Annotated in this window: 23 protein-coding genes, 1 pseudogene and 1 riboswitch; of the genes and pseudogenes, 11 read left to right on the plus strand and 13 right to left on the minus strand. The window is 42.5% G+C overall.

All coding sequences use genetic code 11. The features are described from left to right. Positions 1–168: 168 nt before the first annotated feature. Together mreBH and ACFO0S_RS11640 are read left to right on the plus strand one after the other, a co-directional pair. A complete protein-coding gene (gene mreBH, locus ACFO0S_RS11635) occupies positions 169–1176 on the plus strand; it encodes a rod-share determining protein MreBH (protein WP_378142264.1) in 1008 nt (335 codons plus the stop codon). A gap of 54 nt (positions 1177–1230) precedes the next feature. Then, positions 1231–1791, plus strand: coding sequence for a beta-class carbonic anhydrase (locus ACFO0S_RS11640; RefSeq protein ID WP_378142265.1), 561 nt, complete (start codon positions 1231–1233; stop codon positions 1789–1791). Between the two features lie 294 nt (positions 1792–2085). On the opposite strand, the gene ACFO0S_RS11645 is transcribed toward ACFO0S_RS11640, so the two are convergent. Both ACFO0S_RS11645 and ACFO0S_RS11650 read right to left on the minus strand, forming a co-directional pair. Then, entirely contained in the window at positions 2086–2643 is a 558-nt protein-coding gene (locus tag ACFO0S_RS11645) for a GNAT family N-acetyltransferase (protein WP_378142266.1), read from the minus strand. 15 nt (positions 2644–2658) lie between these two features. After that, entirely contained in the window at positions 2659–4449 is a 1791-nt protein-coding gene (locus tag ACFO0S_RS11650) for a M3 family oligoendopeptidase (protein WP_378142267.1), read from the minus strand. 134 nt (positions 4450–4583) lie between these two features. On the opposite strand from ACFO0S_RS11650, the gene ACFO0S_RS11655 reads away from it, so the two are divergent. Further along, a complete protein-coding gene (locus ACFO0S_RS11655) occupies positions 4584–5336 on the plus strand; it encodes a tryptophan-rich sensory protein (protein WP_378142268.1) in 753 nt (250 codons plus the stop codon). A gap of 16 nt (positions 5337–5352) precedes the next feature. Here ACFO0S_RS11655 and map read toward each other — a convergent pair whose 3' ends face one another. Then, entirely contained in the window at positions 5353–6102 is a 750-nt protein-coding gene (gene map / locus ACFO0S_RS11660; protein WP_378142269.1) for a type I methionyl aminopeptidase, read from the minus strand. A gap of 47 nt (positions 6103–6149) precedes the next feature. Beyond that, on the minus strand, positions 6150–6731 hold the full coding sequence (gene thiT, locus ACFO0S_RS11665) for an energy-coupled thiamine transporter ThiT (protein ID WP_378142270.1): 582 nt from the start codon (positions 6729–6731) through the stop codon (positions 6150–6152). Between the two features lie 96 nt (positions 6732–6827). Then, a riboswitch (TPP riboswitch) is annotated at positions 6828–6920 on the minus strand. Positions 6921–6994: 74 nt separating this feature from the next. On the opposite strand from thiT, the gene ACFO0S_RS11670 reads away from it, so the two are divergent. Together ACFO0S_RS11670 and ACFO0S_RS11675 are read left to right on the plus strand one after the other, a co-directional pair. Beyond that, a complete protein-coding gene (locus ACFO0S_RS11670; protein ID WP_378142271.1) occupies positions 6995–8098 on the plus strand; it encodes a M20 family metallopeptidase in 1104 nt (367 codons plus the stop codon). 36 nt (positions 8099–8134) lie between these two features. Beyond that, complete coding sequence (locus ACFO0S_RS11675) at positions 8135–8239, plus strand: hypothetical protein (RefSeq protein ID WP_378142272.1); 105 nt, start codon at positions 8135–8137, stop codon at positions 8237–8239. 40 nt (positions 8240–8279) lie between these two features. On the opposite strand, the gene ACFO0S_RS11680 is transcribed toward ACFO0S_RS11675, so the two are convergent. The 4 genes from ACFO0S_RS11680 to ACFO0S_RS11695 form a co-directional block, all read right to left on the minus strand. Next, positions 8280–9146, minus strand: coding sequence for an SGNH/GDSL hydrolase family protein (locus tag ACFO0S_RS11680; protein ID WP_378142273.1), 867 nt, complete (start codon positions 9144–9146; stop codon positions 8280–8282). Positions 9147–9162: 16 nt separating this feature from the next. After that, on the minus strand, positions 9163–10401 hold the full coding sequence (locus ACFO0S_RS11685) for an aminopeptidase (RefSeq protein ID WP_378142274.1): 1239 nt from the start codon (positions 10399–10401) through the stop codon (positions 9163–9165). Then, the gene (locus tag ACFO0S_RS11690) at positions 10398–11552 is read right to left on the minus strand and encodes a DEAD/DEAH box helicase (protein WP_378142275.1); all 1155 of its coding nucleotides are present in this window, start codon (positions 11550–11552) and stop codon (positions 10398–10400) included. Before ACFO0S_RS11690 ends, ACFO0S_RS11685 begins: the two co-directional genes overlap by 4 nt. A 79-nt stretch (positions 11553–11631) precedes the next feature. Then, positions 11632–11793 (minus strand): Fur-regulated basic protein FbpA, encoded by a 162-nt coding sequence (locus ACFO0S_RS11695; protein WP_378142276.1) that lies wholly within the window; start codon positions 11791–11793, stop codon positions 11632–11634. 86 nt (positions 11794–11879) lie between these two features. Between ACFO0S_RS11695 and ACFO0S_RS11700 the strand changes: the two genes are divergently transcribed. Next, positions 11880–12650, plus strand: coding sequence for an HAD family hydrolase (locus ACFO0S_RS11700; RefSeq protein WP_378142277.1), 771 nt, complete (start codon positions 11880–11882; stop codon positions 12648–12650). Between the two features lie 34 nt (positions 12651–12684). Here the strand turns inward: ACFO0S_RS11700 and serA are convergent, their stop codons facing one another. Together serA and ACFO0S_RS11710 are read right to left on the minus strand one after the other, a co-directional pair. After that, complete coding sequence (gene serA / locus ACFO0S_RS11705) at positions 12685–14268, minus strand: phosphoglycerate dehydrogenase (RefSeq protein WP_378142278.1); 1584 nt, start codon at positions 14266–14268, stop codon at positions 12685–12687. Next, positions 14261–15424 (minus strand): pyridoxal-phosphate-dependent aminotransferase family protein, encoded by a 1164-nt coding sequence (locus ACFO0S_RS11710; RefSeq protein ID WP_378142279.1) that lies wholly within the window; start codon positions 15422–15424, stop codon positions 14261–14263. Before ACFO0S_RS11710 ends, serA begins: the two co-directional genes overlap by 8 nt. A 448-nt stretch (positions 15425–15872) precedes the next feature. Here ACFO0S_RS11710 and ACFO0S_RS11715 point away from each other — a divergent pair, with 448 nt between their 5' ends. Next, a complete protein-coding gene (locus ACFO0S_RS11715) occupies positions 15873–17228 on the plus strand; it encodes an aspartate kinase (protein ID WP_378142280.1) in 1356 nt (451 codons plus the stop codon). A gap of 339 nt (positions 17229–17567) precedes the next feature. Beyond that, positions 17568–18392 (plus strand): YihY/virulence factor BrkB family protein, encoded by an 825-nt coding sequence (locus tag ACFO0S_RS11720; RefSeq protein ID WP_378142281.1) that lies wholly within the window; start codon positions 17568–17570, stop codon positions 18390–18392. A 26-nt stretch (positions 18393–18418) separates the two neighbouring features. Here ACFO0S_RS11720 and ACFO0S_RS11725 read toward each other — a convergent pair. The 3 genes and pseudogenes from ACFO0S_RS11725 to ACFO0S_RS11735 form a co-directional block, all read right to left on the minus strand. Next, positions 18419–18735 (minus strand): annotated as a pseudogene (locus ACFO0S_RS11725) (YbjQ family protein). A 54-nt stretch (positions 18736–18789) separates the two neighbouring features. Continuing rightward, positions 18790–19071 (minus strand): hypothetical protein, encoded by a 282-nt coding sequence (locus ACFO0S_RS11730; RefSeq protein ID WP_378142282.1) that lies wholly within the window; start codon positions 19069–19071, stop codon positions 18790–18792. Between the two features lie 3 nt (positions 19072–19074). Further along, entirely contained in the window at positions 19075–20109 is a 1035-nt protein-coding gene (locus tag ACFO0S_RS11735; protein ID WP_378142283.1) for an NAD(P)/FAD-dependent oxidoreductase, read from the minus strand. 114 nt (positions 20110–20223) lie between these two features. Between ACFO0S_RS11735 and ypfJ the strand changes: the two genes are divergently transcribed. The 3 genes from ypfJ to ACFO0S_RS11750 all read left to right on the plus strand — a co-directional run bounded on the left by ypfJ (position 20224) and on the right by ACFO0S_RS11750 (position 22664). After that, positions 20224–21063: a KPN_02809 family neutral zinc metallopeptidase gene (gene ypfJ / locus ACFO0S_RS11740; protein WP_378142284.1), complete on the plus strand. Its 840-nt coding sequence runs from the start codon at positions 20224–20226 to the stop codon at positions 21061–21063. 89 nt (positions 21064–21152) lie between these two features. Then, positions 21153–22004, plus strand: a complete 852-nt coding sequence (gene dapF / locus ACFO0S_RS11745; protein WP_378142285.1) for a diaminopimelate epimerase — start codon at positions 21153–21155, stop codon at positions 22002–22004. A gap of 117 nt (positions 22005–22121) precedes the next feature. Then, the gene (locus ACFO0S_RS11750) at positions 22122–22664 is read left to right on the plus strand and encodes a 3D domain-containing protein (protein WP_378142286.1); all 543 of its coding nucleotides are present in this window, start codon (positions 22122–22124) and stop codon (positions 22662–22664) included. Positions 22665–22679: the final 15 nt, after the last annotated feature.

The following is a 22679-nucleotide window of genomic DNA, read 5'->3' on the forward strand; positions in this document are numbered from 1 at the left end:
GTGACAAATCGTTTAAAATCTCCTTCTAATTTCATAGTTTCTATTTCCAAGCTATGCCTTCTTCCCCTCCCTTTTCCTTCACATTTGAAATATACCAATATTTAACATGTGTCAACTGCTTTATCTTCTTATATACTAGGAACGTCTTATTGTTGAGGAGGATTTTGCATGTTACAAACTATTCAAATTGGAATCGATTTAGGTACTGCGAATACACTTGTCTATTCTAGCTCCAAAGGAATTATTTTAAATGAACCTACTGTTGTAGCTATTGATAAAAAATCTGGAACTATTATCGCTTTCGGGCACGAGGCGAAGAAGATGATTGGGAAAACACCTCAATCTATTGAAATTGTTCGCCCTTTAAAAGAAGGCGTTATTGCGGATTTTGATCGCACAACGGAATTACTCAAACTAATTATGCAAAAAGCAGGTAAAAAATTGGGGACAGGCTTACGTAAGCCGACAGTTGCTATCTGTACTCCGTCTGGTGCAACTTCAGTAGAGCGTCGAGCAATTGAAGATGCAGCAAAACAAAGTGGTGCGAAAGAAGTTTACTTGGTGGAAGAACCTGTTGCAGCAGCAATCGGTTCTGACTTACCCGTCCATGAGCCAGTGGCAAGCATGATTGTTGATATTGGTGGGGGGACAACCGAAGTAGGCATCATCTCATTTGGCGGTGTCGTTGCCTCGAACACCACGAAGGCTGCCGGTGACCATATGAATGAAGCCATCATCCTGCATGTACGTAAAGAGTACAACGTATTGATTGGAGAACCGACAGCGGAAGATATTAAACACACGATTGGGCATGGTCTTGTTCCGCATGAAGCCGAACAAATGACGGTGACTGGTCGTGATGTAGTAACGGGTCTTCCGAAATCGATACAGCTTTCATCTACTGAAATTCAAGAGGTTCTTCGTGAAAGTTTAGAAACCATTTTGGAAACCATCCGTGCAACACTAGAAGTATGTCCTCCAGAACTATCAGGGGATATTGTCGATCACGGTGTCGTTTTAACAGGTGGCGGTGCCTTACTGAAGCAAATTGGCGATTGGTTAAGTACTGTCATTGACGTTCCTGTTCATATTGCTCCAGAACCATTACACGCTGTTGTCATCGGTACAGGCAAAACCGTCATGCCAAAATTTAACCGTGTAAGAGTCGCTAAATAATTCGCCAGATCCCCCCCTATCTAGTAAACTATTTATATAGGGAGGGAATTTTTAATGTCAAATCTTCATGAAATTTTAGCGTACAATGAAAAATTTGTCGGAAATAAAGAATATGAAGCGTATGCAACCACTAAGTTTCCGAATAAAAAGATGGTCATCTTATCCTGTATGGATACCCGTCTTGTCGAATTATTACCTAAATCTATGAACTTACAAAATGGTGACGTTAAAATTGTAAAGAGTGCAGGTGCCGTTATCAATCATCCGTTTGGTGGTATCATGCGTAGCCTCTTAGTAGCTGTCTATGCTTTGCAAGCTGAAGAAATCTTTGTCATTGGTCACCATGACTGTGGTATGGCATCTATTGATCCTGTTGCCATGCAACAGACAATGATTGAACGTGGAGTCGAAGCGAAAACGTTTAATATCCTTGACCATTCAGGAGTAGACGTGCATGAATGGTTAAAAGGATTTGAAAATGTGGCGACAAGCGTCCAACACAGTGTGAATATGATTAAAAATCATCCACTCGTTGTCCCGACTATCAAAGTACATGGTCTCATCATTGATCCAGCTACAGGTCGCCTTGACGTCGTACATGATGATACGAAATAAGAGCTAGTATAGATGAATAGATAATCTATCAATTTGTTGAACTTACTCTAGATATGGATTCTAGAGAAAGATCAAAAAATGGAATACCGGTTACTTCTGAATGGATTTATTCAGAAATAACCGGTATTCTTATTTATTTTCGCTTAAAATCTATCTATCGTAAGGCATTGAAGCTTTTTTAACCATCATGAGGAATCGTGTACTCCCTCATGCCTATCGGGAAGATTCTTGAACTGCCACATAAAAATTAGACACCAATCTAACTTTTATAGCTCAGTTCATTCGGGAGCTTTTTCAACGACGCGTGCGCCAATCTGATTTTGTTTGTGCTAAGAGCAAGTGATCCATCCAATTTCCATTAATGTAAAGCAACTGATTCAGATACCCTTCTTCATAGAATCCACATTTCTTGAGAACGTGAACAGACGGTTCATTGTGCGGTGAAACATACGCTTCCAAACGATTCAACTGAATTCCTGTAAAGGCATATTCCGTGACAAGTTGAATCGCTTCTTGTGCATAGCCATGGCCGATATGTTCCTGATCAACCGCATAACCAATCATCCCACTTAAAAAGGGTAGGCGTTTAATACTGTACACAGAGATGGTTCCTACTAAATCATGTGTGCCTTTTTTATAGATTCCAAAGCTATATTCCCTTTGGTCCTGCATCAATTTAATAGATTCGCGTATTTTTTCTCTTTGGACAACCGCGGTATAGTAGGACTCTCGGTGAATGGGTTCGAAGCGGCCCCAGTACTCTTTATTTCGCTTCACGAGTTCGGCAAGTTGTGCTGCATCTTCCATTCGAAATGTTTTACAGTCACAACGTGTCCCCTCTAAACGAATCACAAGCGTCTTCCTTTCTTACACGAGGCTTAAAAACTCCTCGACATCTTTGTGACAAAGGGCAATGCCCTTCGCCCAGAAATCTTTTTTCGTAATATCTTCATTTAAATGCTTTTTCGCTAAATCTTCAACTGACATAACCGCTGTATCACGAAGAAGTGCGATATATTTATCTTCAAATGCAGAACCTTCCTCTTTAGCTTTCGCATAAATCGATAAGCTAAACAAATATCCGAATGTATACGGGAAATTGTAGAACGGGACGCCTGTAATGTAAAAATGAAGTTTTGATGCCCAGAAATGAGGATGCGTGTCAGCAAGTGCACCTGCATACGCCTCTTCTTGTGCTTCCGCCATCAGTTCATTGAGACGCGTGCTAGATACGACACCTTTTTTACGCTCTTCATAGAAACGTGTTTCAAACAAGAAACGTGCGTGAATGTTCATAAAGAACGCCACACTGCGTTGAATCTTGTCTTCAAGTAGAGCTGCTTTTTCTTCTTTAGACGTAGCTTCTGCAACTGCTGCATCGGCTACAATCATTTCAGCAAACGTCGATGCTGTTTCCGCAACGCCCATAGCGTATTGACGGTTTAACCAATGAACTGGTTTTAACGCATACGAGTGGAAGGCGTGCCCTAATTCATGCGCTAATGTGGAAACATTCGACATTGACCCACTGTAGGTCATGAAAATGCGCGATTCCTGTGAAACTGGCATACCTGTACAGAAACCACCCGGACGTTTGTTGTCACGGTCTTCCGCTTCAATCCATCCATTTTCAAACGCGCGACGTGAAAAGCTTTCTAGTTCGGGTCCAAATGCTTTGAAATGCTTCAGGATGAATTCGGCACCTTGTTGGTAATCCATCGTTTTTGCGGATTCTCCTATTGGTGCGTCCATGTCATGCCAATGAATCTTCTCAGTTCCTAAGATTTCAGCCTTCTTAGTTAAGTAGTTCACAAAAGGTGCTTTGCCGTCAGAGATGGCTCCCCACATGGCATCCAATGTATCTTTGCTCATGCGATTGATTGCAAGTGGCTCTTCTAACACATGATCCCACCTACGTTTTTTATAGACCGCTAAACGGAATCCAGCTAAGTGATTCAATGTTTTAGCGAAGAATTCTTCTTTTTCTGTAAAAGCAGCTTCTAAGGCATCTTTTACGGCTTTACGTACTTCTGCTTTCGGATGGGAATAGAGATTGCTCGCTTGTCCGATGGAGAGCTTTTTGATTTCTCCCTCTACATTTACTTCTACTTTCATATCAGCAATGAGTAAATCGTAGAGTTGGCCCCACCCTTGATAGCCATCTACACCAAGAGATGTAATCAGGGCTTCTTCTTCTTGCGACAATTTCTTTGCCGCTTTTTCTTTCCACTCGTTTAAAATGAATTCAAATTCTTGGAGTTCAGAAGAAGCGAGCAGTTGCTGCCAAACATCCGCATCCGTTTGGCTCCATTTTTGCTGAATGGTCATAAGGATGGTGCCAAGTCGTGCGCCTAAGCTACTTGTGCGCCCTTGGAGTAAAGCGGCTTTTTTATCCGTTGTATCTTGAGCTAAAAAACAACCGATTGTCGCTCCCGCTTCAGATAAATTTGTTGCCACATCTTTTAAGCGCTCAATAACTGCTAGCATCTCGCCTGCAACAGAAGCGCTCTGTGGGGTTTGAAGATGAGGAAGATCTGCTTCGAAGGAAGCGATTTTTTCCTCTACTTGATCTAAATGTGCAGCGAGTTGTGGTGAGTCCGAGCCACCTGGAAAGAACGTTTCTAAGTCCCATACAAGTGGATATGTAGTTGTTGTCATAAGAATTCCCCTTTCATTTCGTCTCCCTAAGTATATCATGGAAGTGGATTATTTTCTCAACATTTCCTACATTCAAATAAATTCATAGAACCGTCATTTTCCAATCCGAGGAAAGCCTTGTATACTTATAAGAAATGGAAGGAGGGTTTTTTATTCTACAGATCGTTATTATGGGAATTGGGCTCCTTGCTACTGTTGCAATGAACGCGCTTGCCAATATCCTTCCTATCAATGGTCAAACAACCGGAGAAATATCGAATCGGCTTCCTGTTCTTTTTACCCCTGCAGGTTATGTATTCTCTATCTGGGGTGTCATCTATGCCTTACTTTTTCTTTGGATTATTTTTTACGTCTTGAAATTAAAATCCGAAGGACCTCCCGGTTGGTTCCGCACTTTTCTATTTTTATTCTCTTGCTTGTTTAATATTGGCTGGATATTATCGTGGCATTATGAATATTTCCTAGTCACCATTGGGATGATGATTGGCCTTGTGTCGGTTCTGGCTTTACTCTATAGTAGCTATCCACCCGATATGGAAGATTGGAAGAAACGGGCACCGATTTCTGTCTATCTAGGTTGGGTCAGCGTAGCTTTAGTCGCAAATATTTCCTATGTACTGACCTACTATGAATGGGATGGGTTTGGATTATCCGACCAACTTTGGACTGTAGGCACGCTTACGTTTGCTACGGCCCTGGCACTGCATTTCCGCTACCACTACTTTGACAGAATCATGCAACTCGTATTTATTTGGGCATTTATTGGCATTGCAGTTCGACTCGGATTTAATGAACTTTTGGTCTCTGCAGCGGCATTATTTTTAAGTGCCGTTCTAGTTGTAGGGATCTTCTATCTAAACAAAAAGAAAAATGTCTCCCAAGCCTAAGGCGGGGAGACATTTTTTAATCGAGCTTTGTTAAAATCAATGGCTGATCTTTTGTTACGACAATCGTATGTTCCACTTGGGCAACAAGAGATCGATCTGGTGTGACAAATGTCCAACCGTCACCTAATTCCATGATTGATTCAGCTTTTTGAGAAATGAACGGCTCAACAGCAAGAACCATCCCTTCTTTTAAGATGGTTGGCTCCCATGCATCATAGTAATTTAAAATATGTTGCGGAGCTTCATGTAAAGAACGACCGACTCCATGGCCTGTCAGATTCATAATCACCGTTAATCCATTTGCCTTTGCTTCTCGTTCAACAGCCTTCCCGATCTGGTTGAGTTTTGCACCAGCTTTCACCTTTAACATCGCACGGTCAAACGCTTGCTGGGCGACATCAATCAGCTTTTGCTTTTCTTCATCTGCTTGACCAATCACAAAAGATACACCCGTGTCCGCATAAAACCCATCACATATTCCAGAGACATCAATATTGACCAAGTCGCCATCTCTTAGAATCTTCTCACCAGGAATACCATGCGCTACTTCTTCGTTAACACTGATACACGTGTGGCCAGGAAAGTCGTATTCAGCGATAGGTGCTGATACAGCGCCCTTCTCTTCAAAAAGGCGTGCCCCAATTAGATCGAGTTCCTTTGTCGTCATACCAGGTGCTGCTGCATCCTTCATTGTATCTCGAATTTCAGCAACGACTCGGCTGATTTTCTTTAACCCTTCAAGCTCTTCATTTGTTTGTATTATCATCGATTCTGACCCTTTCTTCTGTTCACTACATGCTATCATAGCACATTTTACGAAGTTTTAGGCAGAACTAGACGTGGTGCTTTTAAGAACAATACGGTACAGATGATGGTCGCAAATACAAAGACCAGACTCATATATGTAGCGTTATAAATGAGAGAATACAATACGACATTCTGATCCCCTGCAAACTCTCCGAAGAAGAAAATCCCGCTTAATACGTGAACAATATAGCGGAGAAGGGATGCAATTGCTGCTCCAGCAATGACAGCAAGTGCCATTTGTTTTTTATTCGCTTTTTCAAAAGCTTGAATGAATGTCGGACGGAAGATTCCAGCAAACCCAGCGACCATAAATGCCAGGAAGTAATCCATAAACACTTGAATTAATACGATTTCAAAACTTAAAGGCGCTGCATAAAAACGTCCTGTGACTACTTGTAAAACTCCGATCAATAGCCCGGTTATCAGACCCGCAACTACACCTCGGCGAAACGCAATAATGATGACAGGCACAAGGACAAATGTAACACTTCCTCCTTGTGGCATGCTAAACCCGATTAAATCTAGTACGTATCCTAGTGCTGCTAATAAAGCAATCTCCACTAATAGTATAACGCGATTATTTCTCATTATTTCTCCATTTCCTGTTACCTTTTGCTATGACGAGGGTAAAGAGCAAAAGAACATAAAAAAATGACCTCTGGACAGAGCCAGACGTCAGTTAACATCGGTTTCTATCCACATCCCTACGCAAGCATGAACTTCCAGGTTCAAAGGGTACTCTCTCAGCCGCGATGTGCGACGCCCCTTGTGGTAACAATTCTATTAAGTTGCTATCATTTTACTGTATCATTGATGATTAAGCAACATATTATTTTGAAAGGAAGATGTAGATGATTGATTTACTTCGCAGCCTTATTCGGATTGAAAGTGACACAAAAGAAGGAGCGAATCATGCCCTTGATTTTTCGGCAAATTGGTTAGAAGACCGTGGAGTCACTGTAAATGTACTTGAAAATGAAGGTCATAAAATGCTTGTTGCGGAAGTGGGCCAAGGAAAGGAAACGCTCATTTGGAATGGGCATCTGGATATTGTACCAGGTAAAAAAGAACAATTTGACCCCTATATTGAAGGTGATAAAGTATATGGCCGAGGGTCTGCCGATATGAAAGGTGGCTGCGCAGCAATGATGGAAGCGTTTGTGGGCATTACGAAACATGCGGACCGTCTCACTAAAAAAGTGCAGTTGCATCTTGTAACGGATGAAGAAACAGGGGGTTCGAAGACGTCCAAATACCTTGTAGAACAAGGGTATACAGGGGACTTCGTTATTTGTGGAGAACCGACATTCTTAAAAATCGGATTACAAGCAAAAGGCATCTCTCAGTTTTTCATTACGTTCCATGGGAAAGGTGCGCACGGTTCTAGACCGTGGGAAGGCGATAATGCCATCCTTCAATCCCATAAATTCCACGAACTTTTGATTCAGCAAGAATGGACAAAAGTAAGTAGCGACTATTATGATCATCCGTCTATCAACCTGGCCAGAATCTCAGGCGGTGATCGGTTTAATATGGTTCCCGACACATGTGAAGTTGGCTACGATATTCGCTTTGTTCCAGGCCAGAGCGTCGAATTTGTTGAACAACAATTGACAAATCTATTAAAAGAGCACTTCCCAACAGCTGAGATTCGTAGAAGAGGCATCTCTCCTGCGGTGACAACGTCGGACCAAGACCCTCGTATTCTACAACTCCTTGATATTATGAAAGATGAAACTATGCTTATGGGTCAACATGGCTCTGCCGATACACGGCATTATGCCGTTACAGGGGCTGGGGCCATCGAATTTGGTCCTGCAGGAGGAGACTGGCATGGTCCTACAGAATTTGTTTCCATTTCATCTATGGAAAGGTATCGAGATATTTTGATGGAATTTGCGTTCTACACGGAGGTACCCAAAGAGGTTTACAAAAACGCTAACGAGGGTATTTAATTACTAATCTAAATAAGAACTGCGGGGAGATAACGTATGAGAAAATCTAGCTTATTAAAATCAGCTATTAAGTGGGCACCTGTCGTGTACCCCATCGTTAAAAAGTTTCTAAATTCACGTAAAGCAACTAAACGCCATTAATCAGTAGAAAACCCAACGACTGCGTCGTTGGGTTTCTCTGTTATGCGAGAGGAAGAATTCGTGCAAGCGCTAGACCAATTTTCTGATAAGAAGCTTGTTCATCCGATGCTTCCCTTTGTATCTGCCGCTGCTGTAGAATTTCTTCAAAACTAATTGGATGAGGAACTGGCATTTCATATAGTTCAATTACTGAAGGATGTGGAAGCTTTGAGAGAACTGCATTCGCCATTTGACGATATCCTTCTTGTACAGGATGTACATCGGCAGGGTTCGGTACATATTGTTGTAACGCTTGATTCATCATTGCTTCTACGGAAACGAACGTCGCCCCGTATGTTTCAGCAGTTCTTTTCAGGACTTCATTTAGTCGGTCCAATTCTTTTGCGGTTCCTTGTTTTTGAGATTCCGCTACATGCGGGTAAGCAAAATAGTAGCCTACTACATAAATGGTCGCATTCGGTGCGACATTTTGTAGCTCGCTCAGTAGCTTCACAAGTGATTTGCGCGCTTCGTTCAAAGCTAAATCAGCTGTTCGCTGTTGATATGAAAGTGTACCTTGCTCTGGATTGGATGCGACTACCCTTAATAAATCATTCGCACCTGCAGAAATCGTAATGAGTGAACTTTGGTTTAAGAGTTCTTTTGCTTCGTCCGATTGAATGGATTGATACACTTGCTCTGCCGTATACCCTGGAAAAGCTAAGTCTTTTGAAAACAAAGCAAGGTTTCCGCTCCGTGCAAGTTCAGCTGCAATCAAATCTGTATATCCTTGGTCGATTTGCTGATAAGGTGTTTGTCCCGCTGCAAGGGAATCGCCCAATGCCACATACACTTCTCTCGCGGCAGCCTGTACTGGAAGACCGATGACAAACAGTAAAATGATGATCCCCTGTATACCTTTTCTCATCTGGCCAACCTCCTTATTATTCTATAGCGTTCGCCCAGTTTCCATTTCGGAAGATGGCTTCTTTTGTGCCGTCTTTTCCAATTCCATCGATGGTCATATCTACTGTACCGATCATGAAATCTTCATGAATCAACGATACATTGACATCTGCTGCGATCAGCTCTTCTTCGCTCATTTGTTTACCACCAGATAATGTAGTTGGATACGCTTCGCCTAGTGCAAAATGGTTCGAAGCATTTTCATCAAACAAAGTGTTGTAGAAAATAATGTCCGCATTCGAAATCGGTGAATCAAATGGAACGAGCGCGATTTCTCCAATGCGTGTAGCACCTTCATCCGTCGCAATCAGTTCTTTCAATAAATCTTCCCCATGTTCTGCCGTTACGTTGACAATCTTTCCTTCTTCAAAATGCAAAGTGAATCCATCAATTCGATTCCCCTGATAAATAAATGGCTTTGAATTCGTTACATAGCCACTTACATTCGTGCGACTCGGTGCTGTATACACTTCTTCTGTCGGCATATTGGCAATAAATGCAACACCGCGATCACTTACACTACTTCCACTCATCCAGATATGACCTTCCGGTAACCCGACAGTGATATCCGTTCCTTCTGCTTGATAATGAAGGGCCGTGTAGTTCCGGCTATTTAAGTAGTCCGCACGTTTGTTAAGATTTTCGATATGCGTCTTCCATTGGGAAACTGCTGTACCAGAACCGATACGAACAACTTCAAATATCTTTTCCCAGAGCGCTTGTATGGCCTGTTCTTCGGATAAGTCCGGGAATACTTTCATCGCCCACTTTTTCGAGGGAACAGCTGCAATGCTCCATGTGATTTCATCATTCATCACGGCTTTTCGGTACCTTTTTAAGAGAAGAGAGGAGGCTTTTTGTTGACGTGAAATCTTAGAAGCATCTACCCCCTCTAACAAATCCGGGTCTTCTGCATCAATCCAGAGAAGTGCACCTTGTCGGTCAATAATTTCGTCTCTTTGATGGGCAATCCATTTTGGCACGTCTTCAAAAGATGACTCTGGTGCGTGATCATAAAAACTACGTGTCATGTAAGGATCACTCAGCTGAACATCCACGTGGCTTGCACCGACTTCATACGCTGCATCGACGACCAATCGTGTAAAGTCGAGTGTATCGGTCGTTGTTTGGATTTGTAAGTACTGTCCTTGTTGCAAGTTAAGACCTACTTGAACAATCAGGTCAGCGTATTCTTTTAAGTTGTGATGAAACGTCATTTTTTGCTACGTCCCTTCTCCACAGTTTTGGTGTTCCCTTCTAAAAGACCCCCTTTGTGCCAAACAACTTGCACAGGCTTAGAAGGAAAACCTTTTGATAACTTTTTAAATAATTTTTCATCTTTGTATTCGAGTAGGGTCACAACCGTTCCATCTTTTCCTGCACGTCCTGTACGGCCTGAACGATGAAGGTAATGTTCGATGGTTTGAGGTACATCCACATGAATCACATGGGTCACATCTTCAATATCCAGTCCACGAGCAGCCACATCTGTTGTGATGAGGAGCGTAATTTTCCCGCTCTTTAATTCATCTAGAGCTTTCTTGCGTTCCTCTTTTTTCATAGCTCCGTGTAGTGCGGCAATTGGTGCGTCTCGGAATAAGAGCTTTTCCTCTTTCATCATTAATTGATCTAAACTATTGATGAATGCGAGTCCTTTCATGCCTTCTAAATGACTTAAGCGGCGTAACATTTCCGTTTTATCACGGCGATCCGCCTTTAAATAATAATGATCAACTTTCCCAGCAGCAGGAAGTTCTGAAGCTTCCACTCGGATATGCACTGGGTCCTTCATGACACGTTCCGCAACCAATTCAATTTCTTCTGTAATTGTTGCGGACAATAGAACGAGTTGAGTTTCCACGGCCGCATCGATAATGGAACGAGACGTGCTTCTATGCTCTCGGCTCAACAATTGATCCGCTTCATCCAGAACGATATGCCGCACTTCATGCATTTTTAACTTGCGGTTCTTTACAAGTTCATTCAATCGACCTGGCGTGCCGACGACAATGGTCGGTTTCTTTTTCAATTTATCAATTTGGCGTTGCATGTTGGCTCCACCAATTAACTGAGCCACCGTCACATCTGTGCCATCCGTCCATTTACGTAGCACTTCTGTTATTTGAATGCCAAGTTCTTGGGAGGGCACAATGATGACTGCTTGGATATGTGGTTTTTTTCCATCCACAAGTTCGAGAAGCGGAAGCACGAATGCAAGTGTCTTTCCTGTACCTGTTGGTGACTCAGCCACCACATCTTTACCTTCTATAAATAAGGGAATTAGTTTTGTTTGAACCGGCATTTCAGTAGCAAAATTTTCTTTTGCCCACTTTTCTTGCCAGATAGGTTGTAATTGCTTGATTGACATAAAAACACCTCTTCTTTTCATACCATTAGTTTACCATAGCAGAACGTAAAAAAGCCCTCTACGAGAGAGGACTTTGTGTCTAAGCTGTTTCTTGTGTCGTTGTATAAATTTTAAGTAATTCATAAAAGGACAATTCAAAAAGTTGTCTATCATCGACTTTATAGATTCCTTGATCGATCAAACGTTGTAGTAGTTCATCACGTCTCAGTTCGGTCATCGTGTTTTTCTGTATGCTGTTCACGTGGAACACTCCTTTAAATATTTATGCTCTCTTCTGTTCCCCTTTTTGGAGTACAATAAACCTAAAGATTGGAAGGAAGTGACCATATGAAAACCACAGTACTGTTTGATTTAGATGACACCCTATTATGGGACGCCAAAAGTGTGGAAGTTGCGCTAAAAAAAACGTGTACGCTAGTAGCACCAAACCATACAGACGCACTTTACAAAGCAATTCGAAACGAAGCTCCGAAAGTCTATCAGACCTATTCTTTCTATGAGTTTACACAACAAATCGGAATCAACCCTTTTGAAGGATTATGGGGTTCCTTTCCGGATGAGCAATTCCATTTTCCTTCGATGGGTGAGCAAATAAGAGAGTACCAATTGCAAGCATGGGAACATGCACTTATCGCCACTGAGCTAAGTCCAGAGCTTGCACCGAAAGCTGCATCTGCATTTATTGAGATAAGAAAGGCCCATCCCTACTTATACGAAGAGACGCTTGATGTTTTAGAAAAAGTTTCCCAGCGGTATACAATCGGTATCGTGACGAACGGTGCTCCCAGCCTACAAAACATAAAGTTCGACCTCTCTCCAGAACTTATATCTTTCGCAAAAACAATTGTCATTTCCGGTGAGGTGGGTATGGGTAAGCCCGATGCCCTTCCATTTCAAGAAGCCCTTCGCCGTCTCTCTGCAGAACCGAACGAAGTATGTATGGTTGGCGACAATCTATCTACAGATATCCGAGGGGCCGAACAGTTACAAATCGATACGATATGGATCAATCATCATGAGAAAGTTCCACCTGAAGACATCCACCCTACATATGAAGTAAAACGTTTACAAGATGTACTTCCGATATTGGGTCTATAAATGCATCGTCTGGACGTTACTGCTCCAGACGATTTTATAATTCTATGGCTTGTGCGTCTTCAATGTCATCCAAACGCTTCAACTTTTCCACACTGGTAGGGCCTACATATTTATCAACAGAGAGCATCATAATGGCTGCACCGCCTTTTTCCGCTCGTCCCACTTGCATCGTCGCAATGTTAATTCGCTCTTCTGCAAGCGTCATTCCTACACGACCTATTGCTCCTGGTTGGTCTTTGTGGCGAATAAATAGCAGATGTGCTTCAGGTGCGACATCCACAATAAAGTCATCCACACGAACGATGCGAGCACCAAGACCATTCAAAAGAGTACCTGAAACTTTACGTCGTCCGGTTTTCATGACAATTTCAACAGTAAGTAAGCTCGTAAACCCTTTTGACTGAGACGTCTTTTGTTCTGTTACAGTGACGCCTAAGCGGTCTGCAAATAGCTTCGCATTGACTTCATTGACAGATTCCCCAAGTCGACTTCGTAAAAATCCTTTTAATGTGTTGCGAGTGATTGGAGAAACATCCAAGTCTTGAAGGTCTCCCGAATAGGTGACATGAAACTCTTCGACCATGTCATCTGCCAAATCTTGAATAAATGACCCTAGCTTTTCACCAAGAAGTAAATAAGGTTCGATCTTTTTCAATACCTCTTTTGGTACGGCAGATAAGTTGACTGGGTTTTTAACAGCTTGATTTGTAAAATAGCGAACCACATCATCACAGACATCTACAGCTACCACTTCTTGAGCTTCTATTGTACTTGCACCGAGATGAGGTGTGGCAATCACTTGCGGAAGCTCCAACAATTTATGATCGACAAATGGTTCCACTTCAAACACATCCAGGGCGGCACCTGCTACTTTTCCGCTGACAATAGCGTCGTAAAGAGCATCTTCATCAATAATCCCTCCACGGGCACAGTTCACGATATGAACACCTGGTTTCATCGTTTTAAATGCTTCTGTTCCAAGGAGGTGTTTCGTTTCTTTAAGAAGTGGTGTGTGAACGGTTAAGAAATCCCCGGCAGCAATGACTTCTTGTACTGTTCCCATCTGCACCCCTAGTTTTTCCGCTTTGGCATCTGTAAGAAACGGATCATAGGCAATGACGTTCATCCGTTGCCCTTTTGCTCGCTGGGCCACTTCTGCCCCGATTCGGCCAAGCCCAATGACACCGAGGGTCTTTCCTTTTAGTTCGACGCCAATAAACGACTTTCGGTCCCACTGTTTATTTTTTAAAGATAAGAAAGCTTGTGGAATGTTACGCGCGAGTGCCATCAGCATAGCCATGGTATGTTCAGCAGCAGAATTGGTATTTCCGTCCGGTGCATTCACTACAAGAATTCCTTGTTCTGTAGCGGCTGAAAGATCAATGTTATCGATACCTACGCCAGCCCGGCCAATGATTTTTAGACGAGTTGCAGCTTGAATTAATTCTGCATCAACCTGCGTCTGACTTCTCACAAGAAGGGCATCATAGTTCGGAATTCGATCAAGTAGTTCTTCTTTTGTAAGGTTCGTCTGGACATCTACTTTAAATCCCTCTGCTTCTAAAAGTGGATGCATCCCCTCTTTACTAAGTGGATCACTGACCAATACTTTATACATGAATAGCTCCTCCTTGATTCAGAAAAATTTGCTGAGCAGCAACAGTTCCAGCTCCTGGTGTAAACGAATGATTCAACTCTAGCAATACAGTTTCAAGTGCACTGATAGCTTGCAACATGTCGACAGGCGTACAATACCCCATATGACCAATGCGAATAATGGTGTCTTTCTGATGGCCCTGTCCACCGGCAAAGCGAACCCCAAAATTATTTTTTAGCTTCTTCCGAATATCTTTAGCTGGCGTTCCTGAGATAGAAAATGCTGTAACCGTAGGAGACGCGAAGTCATCTGCTGCGAGCAATTCCGCATTCATCGCACGAAGCGCAGCCCTTGTCATTTGTTTCATCAGTTCATGGCGAGCATAGACGTGATCTAATGTTTCCTCGTCAAATAAATGAAGCACCTCTTGTAGACCAAACAATAAGGATGTCGCTGGTGTAAAAGGCGTAGAAAACTCGTTTGTAGCAAGATCATATTTTTGTAAATCCAAATAAAAGCGCGGTGTTTTCGTCTGTTTCATCTTCGTCCGAGCACGTTCACTGAAAGCTGCAAACATCAAGCCTCCTGGCAACATCAATGCTTTTTGAGACCCCGTAACCACAACATCAAGTCCCCTTGTATCCATTTCCGTTGGGACAGCTCCTATACAAGAAACACCATCTACGATGACCAGGGCATCTGATTCGTCATGCACGACTTCCGATAGCTCAGCAATCGGGTTTAATACACTCGTTGACGTTTCACAATACGTAAGAAAAACGGCTGCTGTCGTTGGATGTTCTCGAAGCGTCTCTCTCAGGCGCTCTGCATTCACTGGATCCCCCCAGCGCTCTTCTAGTACGATCACGTCTATGGCATAGGCTTTGCATATAGAAACAAATCGTTCCCCAAATGCCCCTGTCACACATACGATGGCCTTTTCTCCTGGTTCTAAGCAATTCACAACAGCCGCTTCTAGACCGGACGTACCGCTGCCTGCGATGGTCTGAACTTGTTGGGTCGTTCCAAAAACTCGTTGAAGCATAGGTTGCACGTTTCGCAAGATCTCAGCGGTTTCTGAGTCACGGTGGCCAATCATTGGTTGTTGCATGGCACGCGTCACACTTGGCGGAACTGGAGTGGGTCCTGGAATACGTAAAATGGTGGGTTGATTCATGTTTACACGCTCCTATCAAATGGGTCTTCATTATTCCAACAAAAAAAGCTCTTCACACCTTGTCCTCTGACAAGGGGCGAAGAGCTTTGCTCACGCGGTACCACCCTAATTTGCTGACATCCTTCAGCATCTTTAAAAGAAGGTAACGACTTCTATACGAACAGGGATTTCCCCCTGTCAATTCAAGAGTGGAACGGCACGACTTAGTGACTGATTTGCAGCAACCATCAGCTTTCTGTACACATCTGTCTTCCCGCATGTCTCTATCCAAATCATTGAGCGAATAATGAAGTTATACCTAGTCTACCAACACTTTTTCAATTGTCAATACAAGAAGACGACTTGTAAACGCTCTCATAAAAATTTGTTAGTTGACAGCTATTTTAGAAGAATGTACACTCATAACATTCATTTGTTTTTTTAGAAAGTACACTTTGGAGGACTGTATATGTTTGTAAGTAAGTTTGGTGGAACATCCATGGCGAATGCTTCACAATTCCAGAAAGTAAAATCAATCATCGAGATGGACGCACGTCGAAAATTAATTGTCGTTTCTGCTCCAGGTAAACGGTTTAGTGCCGACCAAAAAGTGACCGATTTATTAATCGAAACGTTTTATGATGTCGACCGCCAAGGAAAGTCACAACTTGTGATTGATCGCTTCGCATCAATTATCAATGAATTGTCTTTACCTGACGAACTTCTTGAGCTCCTTCCAGATGATTTAGACAACCGACTGAATCGCCAAGATTTACAGGTTCAAGAGCAGCTGGATTTAGTAAAAGCACTAGGAGAAGAGTACAGTGCTCGTCTTTTTGCGGCCTATTTACAATCACAAGGACTCCCTGCACACTATGCAGACCCAAAAGATATTGGACTATGCCTCACAAGCCCTCCCTCTATTGTTCAACTACGTGAAGATGCATTTGTTGAACTTAGTAAGTTGAGGGACATCTCAGGCATTCTAGTGATTCCTGGTTTTTTTGGTTACACGAAAGAAGGTCTACTTCGCACATTTGAGCGAGGCGGTTCTGATATTACTGGTTCCATCCTTGCCGCTGCGGTTCTTGCTGAACAATATGAGAATTTTACCGATGTGGATTCCGTCTTCGTAGCGAATCCAAACATTGTAGAGTGTCCTGAAACACTAGAAGAACTAACGTATAGAGAAATGCGCGAGCTGTCCTATGCAGGATTTTCTGTTTTTCATGATGAAGCATTGATGCCTGTTTACCGGAAACAGATTCCAGTCGTCATAAAGAACACAAATAACCCCCAAGCGCCGGGTACTCGAATATCAGCCTATCGAAGAACAACGCATCGTCCTGTCACTGGCATTACAGCAGATGAAGGATTTTCGATCTTATACGTCAGTAAATATCTAATGAACCGGGAGCTTGGTTTTGGTCGAAAGCTGCTTCAAGTGTTGGAAGAAGAAGAAATTTCTTATGAACATACGCCTTCTGGACTGGATGACATCTCTGTCATTATTCGAAGTCATTATTTGGATGCACAAAAAGAACAGCGCATTATCACACGTGTGTTGGAGGAGCTGGGTGCGGAAGTCGCTTACTTCCGTCACGGGTTATCGATGATTGTGCTTGTGGGAGAAGGTATGCGCCATTCCACAGGGCTTGCAGCAAGAGCGACAGCTGCAATCTCACGTACAGGTGCTAACATTGAGATGATCAACCAAGGATCCTCTGAAGTGAGCTTAGTATTTGGGGTATTAAAAGATGACCAAGAAAAGATTGTGTCCGCTCTTTATCATGAGTTCTTTTCTACTGTCAAGGCGACAACTTGACAGAACAAATATTCCGTGGTAAGATAAGGATGTTAAATGGTAAGACTATTGAGTTGAATCTGGCATTCTGCTCATGTTTTTTAAGATGCTTATTCATACTGGCGCGGCTTTGGGGCCGCATTGACGAAAAAGTAGGTAGGGTTTTCGTTGCTTAAGTTAGAAAACACCAGTAGAACTTATATCCGCGGCTTAGTTGATGTAACACTTAATTATTCAATTTAATCGTTTTTCCATACTAGAGGGCCATGCTGACTTCAGCATGGCCCTCGTCTAATGTATTGCCAACCTGCAAGAACACCTGCTATTGTTTTTCTATAATGAGAGAAACAGGTGATGTTTATGCACGCTTTTTTATCTACGATAAAACTTGTTATAGGGCGATTTTTTGGTGAGAGATATTATGATCAAGCCGCACAAACTGCTTATTATTTGATGCTCTCTTTATTTCCTTTTCTGATATTTGTGTTGTCCCTTTTAAATTTTTTACCAATCAATCTAGATTCATTACTCCTCTTTATCGAACCGTATGCACCTGGAAATACGTATGCTTTTATTGAACAAAACGTCTCACGTATTCTTCAAGGCAACCAAGGTGGGGTGTTATCTATCAGTTTACTCTCCGCATTTTGGTTAGCAAGCATGGCGGTACAGTCGCTTGCTCGCAGTTTTGCAGCCGCTTATGAGAAAAATACGGCAAGACCATTTTGGCAAACGCTTTTACATGATCTTGGAGTGACAGCCATTTTTATGATCATGATCCCTATCTCCCTTTTCGTTCCGATTATCGAGAAAGGGATTCTCTGGTTTGTTGCGCAAGCTGGGGAACTGGAAACCTGGTCCTCTTGGATTACGATATGGCCAGTACTCAAATGGATCACTGGAAGTATATTTCTTTTCTTATTCTTTTTATTCTTTTATCAATTACTCCCTAAAAAACGTCTGTCCATTCGAACGCTAGTACCGGGGGCACTTTTTGCTACCCTAGCTTGGCAATTCATCTCTTGGCTGTATGGCCAGATTGTCGGCTATGTAGCGTATTCTGAACTTTATGGGCAGTTAGCAGGGATCATCATCTTGCTCATCTGGCTTTACTTATCTTCAGCTGTCCTTCTCATCGGAGGGTTAATCAATGCTGCGAGTTATCAGAGAAAAAAAGAAGGATGACGCTACCTGCATCATCCTTCTTTCCGTTACTTTTCGAATGTCACGGCCGTTCCAGTTGCAATACACATCATCATGCCTTCACGTAACGTTTCAAAATCTAAATCAACCGCAATCACAGCGTCTGCCCCGAGCTGGTTCGCTTTTACTTTCATTTCCTCAATAGCGATCTGTCTGCCCTCAGAAAGTTTATTCTCATAAGCGGCACTTCTGCCTCCAACAATATCTGTTACTGTCGCGTATAGATCCCGCACCACGTTCGCTCCCATAATGGCTTCGCCTGTCACTATGCCATGATAGGTGGCGATTTTTTCCCCTCCACTGTATTCGTTGTTGTCACTAACATCTTCATTCCTCCCATCTTTTCTAGTTTTACGGGAGACCCTTTGAAAGGTTTCAATTAGCAGCGAATTCTTTCTTCCGCAAAGCGAAGAAAAGGTGTCGGGTTTTCCTTTACCCGATAACTGAACATCCCTTGGTATGTATGAAGATATAGTAGTCCTTCCCCACTTGAAAAAGGCTTATAGGAAATATCATGCAGTTGCTTCCATGTGAATGTACGAGTTGCACAGCGGACGCCTTCCGAAGTACCATAAAGAAATTGCTCTCTTTCTACATGTTGCTGTACAAGGTAAAAATCGATGTGTCGACGAACTTCATAATACGCTATTTTGATAGTCATCCTTCACTCTCCTCCTACTTGGTAATACGTTAGATCAATTTCTGTAGGTTGCTTCATAAGATAGGCCGCTAATTCTCTCCCGATAATGGGAGCAGAAGTCAGTCCAGATGAACCAAGACCATTGATTACCCATGTCTTCTCCTCTATTTGTTGAACAACAGGTAAATGATTAGGCGTATAAGGTCTTAAGCCGATAGCCGTGCGAAATCCTCTGAGCTGTTGATTGGGAAAATAGGATTTCGCCAGTTCCTTCAATTCCCTTATTGCTTCTTCCGAAGGTGTAACATCAAACGAATCTGTATCCTCATGAGTCGTTCCGATAGCAAATTGACCGCCTCCAAACGAGATGATATAGTGCGTTTTCAATCCCATGATAACCGGCAACTGTTGATTCATATCCATAGTAAAATGTAGCAATTGTGCCTTCTGATGGGAAACAGGAACGGTCCTTTGCAGTTCATTTCCCCATGCCCCACCTGTATAAATCCGAACATCATAATCTTTGGAGAATTGCGTACCGGATTTTATCCACTTACTACCGAGTTTCTCTAGCCCTTCTTTTAATGCATCCCTTAATGTGGCTCCATTGACGAGTGCCCCACCACTCAGGTGATGCCCAAAATATTCGGTAGTTAGGGATGGCCATATTTGTTGAAGTTGTTCTTTAGTTAACAGTGTGAGCTCTCCCATCTCCGGTGCATCTTCATGCTTCATTTTGATTCGTTCATATGCTAATTGTTGCGTCTTTTCATCCTTAAATAACAGCACGGCTCCTGTTTGCTGATAGCCGGTTGATTTATTGGTCAGTACTTCGAGTTCATTTATAAAAGCCGGGTAGTACTTCGCACCTTCACGAACTAGTTGGTACCAAGCTTTGTTTCGTCTTTGAGAGACCCATGGACAAATGATTCCTGCAGAAACGTCAGTCGCCTGTCCTGCGTCCGCTCTATCATAAACTGTTACAGTGGCTCCTGCTTTTGCTAAGTGATATCCAATCGAGGCGCCTGCGATGCCGCCGCCAATGACTTGTATGTTCATAAAAACGCCTCCTCCCTTCAGTATAAAGGACAAAAAAGTTTTTGGCTCCTGTCTAAACTTCATGTCAAGTGGGAATAGAGAAATAAAATGTATCAATAGAAATGAGGGAATGCCATGAAGTGGCAAGGCCGTACACGTAGTAGCAACGTGGAAGACCGCCGTGGAATGGGCGGTAAAGGAATTGCAGGAATCGGTGGTGGACTTGGACTCATTATCGCTCTTATATTTGCATTTATTAGTGGAGACCCTGGTGTCGTACTCGATCAAGTCACAGGTGGCAGTCAAGCAACGGCTCCCGCACAGAACACCGCTCAGGATGATGAAGCAGCAGAATTCGTTTCTGTCGTTCTAGCAGATACTGAAAAAATTTGGAGTCAAATTTTCGAAGAAAATGGTATGGAATATACGGAACCGACACTTGTTCTTTATACAGGTAGTGTGGATTCTGCTTGCGGAGCAGCAGGTGCATCTGTTGGCCCGTTTTATTGTCCGGCAGATTACAAGCTCTATATAGATTTGAGCTTTTACCATGACCTTTCAACGAAGTATAATGCACCTGGTGACTTTGCTATGGCATATGTAGTAGCACATGAAGTAGGTCACCATGTCCAGACTTTACTTGGAACAACAGAAAAAGTGATGCCACTCAGACAGCGTTTATCTGAAGAAGAATTCAACAAATATCTCGTTCGATTTGAGTTGCAAGCTGATTATTTCTCTGGTGTTTGGGCTCATCATGCGGAAGGTCTTGGGTATCTAGAAGAGGGTGATATCGAAGAAGCACTCGCTGCAGCAAGTGCTGTTGGTGACGATACACTCCAAAAACGCGCACAAGGATATGTGGTAGAAGAAAGCTTTACACACGGAACATCTGAACAACGTAAGGCTTGGTTCTATAAAGGATATGAAAATGGAACGATTCAAGGTGGAGACACCTTCAATAGTGGACCGTAACTGCTTCCTCTGGAGGCAGTTTTTTTATTCCCTGACTGACAGAGATGGTCTACAATAGACAGTACACCTACTTCAAAGGAGCGACCCTCATGGAACTGACATTCACAAAAATGCAAGGCGCAGGAAATGATTACGTATATATTAATGGATTTGACTATACGATTACGCCATCTCAGGCTGAAAAGCTCGCTGTAAAACTAGCGGATCGTCACTTTGGAATTGGTGGTGACGGACTTGTCATCATTGACCCGAGCGATATAGCAGATGCCAAAATGCGAATGTATAATGCAGATGGTAGCGAAGGGAATATGTGCGGAAATGCAATACGTTGCGTAGCAAAATATGTATACGATTATGCCATCGCCAAAAAAGAACAACTCATGATTGAGTCCAAGTCTGGAGTCAAACCTATTACTGTCTCTACTGAAAACAATCAAGTTCATCTTGCCACTGTCGAAATGGGAGCTGCGAATTTTAACACGCCTGCGATCCCTGTTTTGACGGAAGAAACTCAGTGGATCGATTATTCTTTTGAAACTGCTCATGGAGTGTACCAAGTAACCGCTTTAAGTATGGGCAACCCTCATCTTGTAACGTTTATGAAAGATATTCATACATTACGACTCTCAGAAATAGGCCCTCTATTTGAACATCACTCCGCCTTTCCGGAGCGTATCAATACGGAATTTGTAGAAGTGCATTCAAATCAAGAAATTTCTATGCGCGTATGGGAGCGAGGTTCAGGAGAAACTCTTGCATGCGGAACTGGGGCATGTGCCGCTGTCGCAGCAGCTGTCGTAAATGGATATTGTCTATCCGACTCATGGGTTACCGTCCATTTACTTGGAGGGGATTTGGAAATTTACTATTCAAAAGAACAGATTTACATGAAAGGACCAGCGGTAGAAGTATTTACTGGTCAACTTAACATAAGTCTTTAGAACTATAAATGTCACAATAGAGAGAGAAACTGTAAACATATTCGGTGTAAATTGTAACGCATCTGTAACATTCAATTGCTAAGATATCCTTATCTAAAATAGACAGGGGTAGAGAACTTGAGAAAGATTCTTGGTACGGTTATTTTAGCAATGGCTTTACTTTTTACATCAACAACAGCGGATGCAGCATCTACAACCTATACAGTAAAAAAAGGTGATACTCTATACCGCATCGCTACAACTTATAAAGTTTCAGTCGCTAACTTAAAATCATGGAACAACTTGAAAACCAATACAATTAAAATCAATCAAAAATTAAAAATCGTTAAACCAGCAAAATCAGTTTCACGATCAAATTCTTCAACAGTAGTAAACGAGTTATATGTAAATTCTACAGCCTATACAGCTTACTGTGCAGGATGTTCAGGGATAACAAAGACAGGTATCAACCTACGCAAAAACCCTCATTTGAAAGTCATTGCTGTTGATCCAAGCGTCATTCCACTAGGAACGAAAGTATATGTGGAAGGCTATGGTTATGCTATCGCCGGTGATATTGGAAGTGCGATCAAAGGAAATAAAATCGATGTCTTCTTCCCAACCAAATCACAAGCATACAACTGGGGACGAAAAAAAGTGAAAATTAAAATCCTCGACTAATAAAAGCAATGGCCA

Origin of the sequence: Chryseomicrobium palamuruense (genome assembly GCF_042649045.1) — a bacterium.
Taxonomy (GTDB): Bacteria; Bacillota; Bacilli; order Bacillales_A; family Planococcaceae; genus Chryseomicrobium; species Chryseomicrobium palamuruense.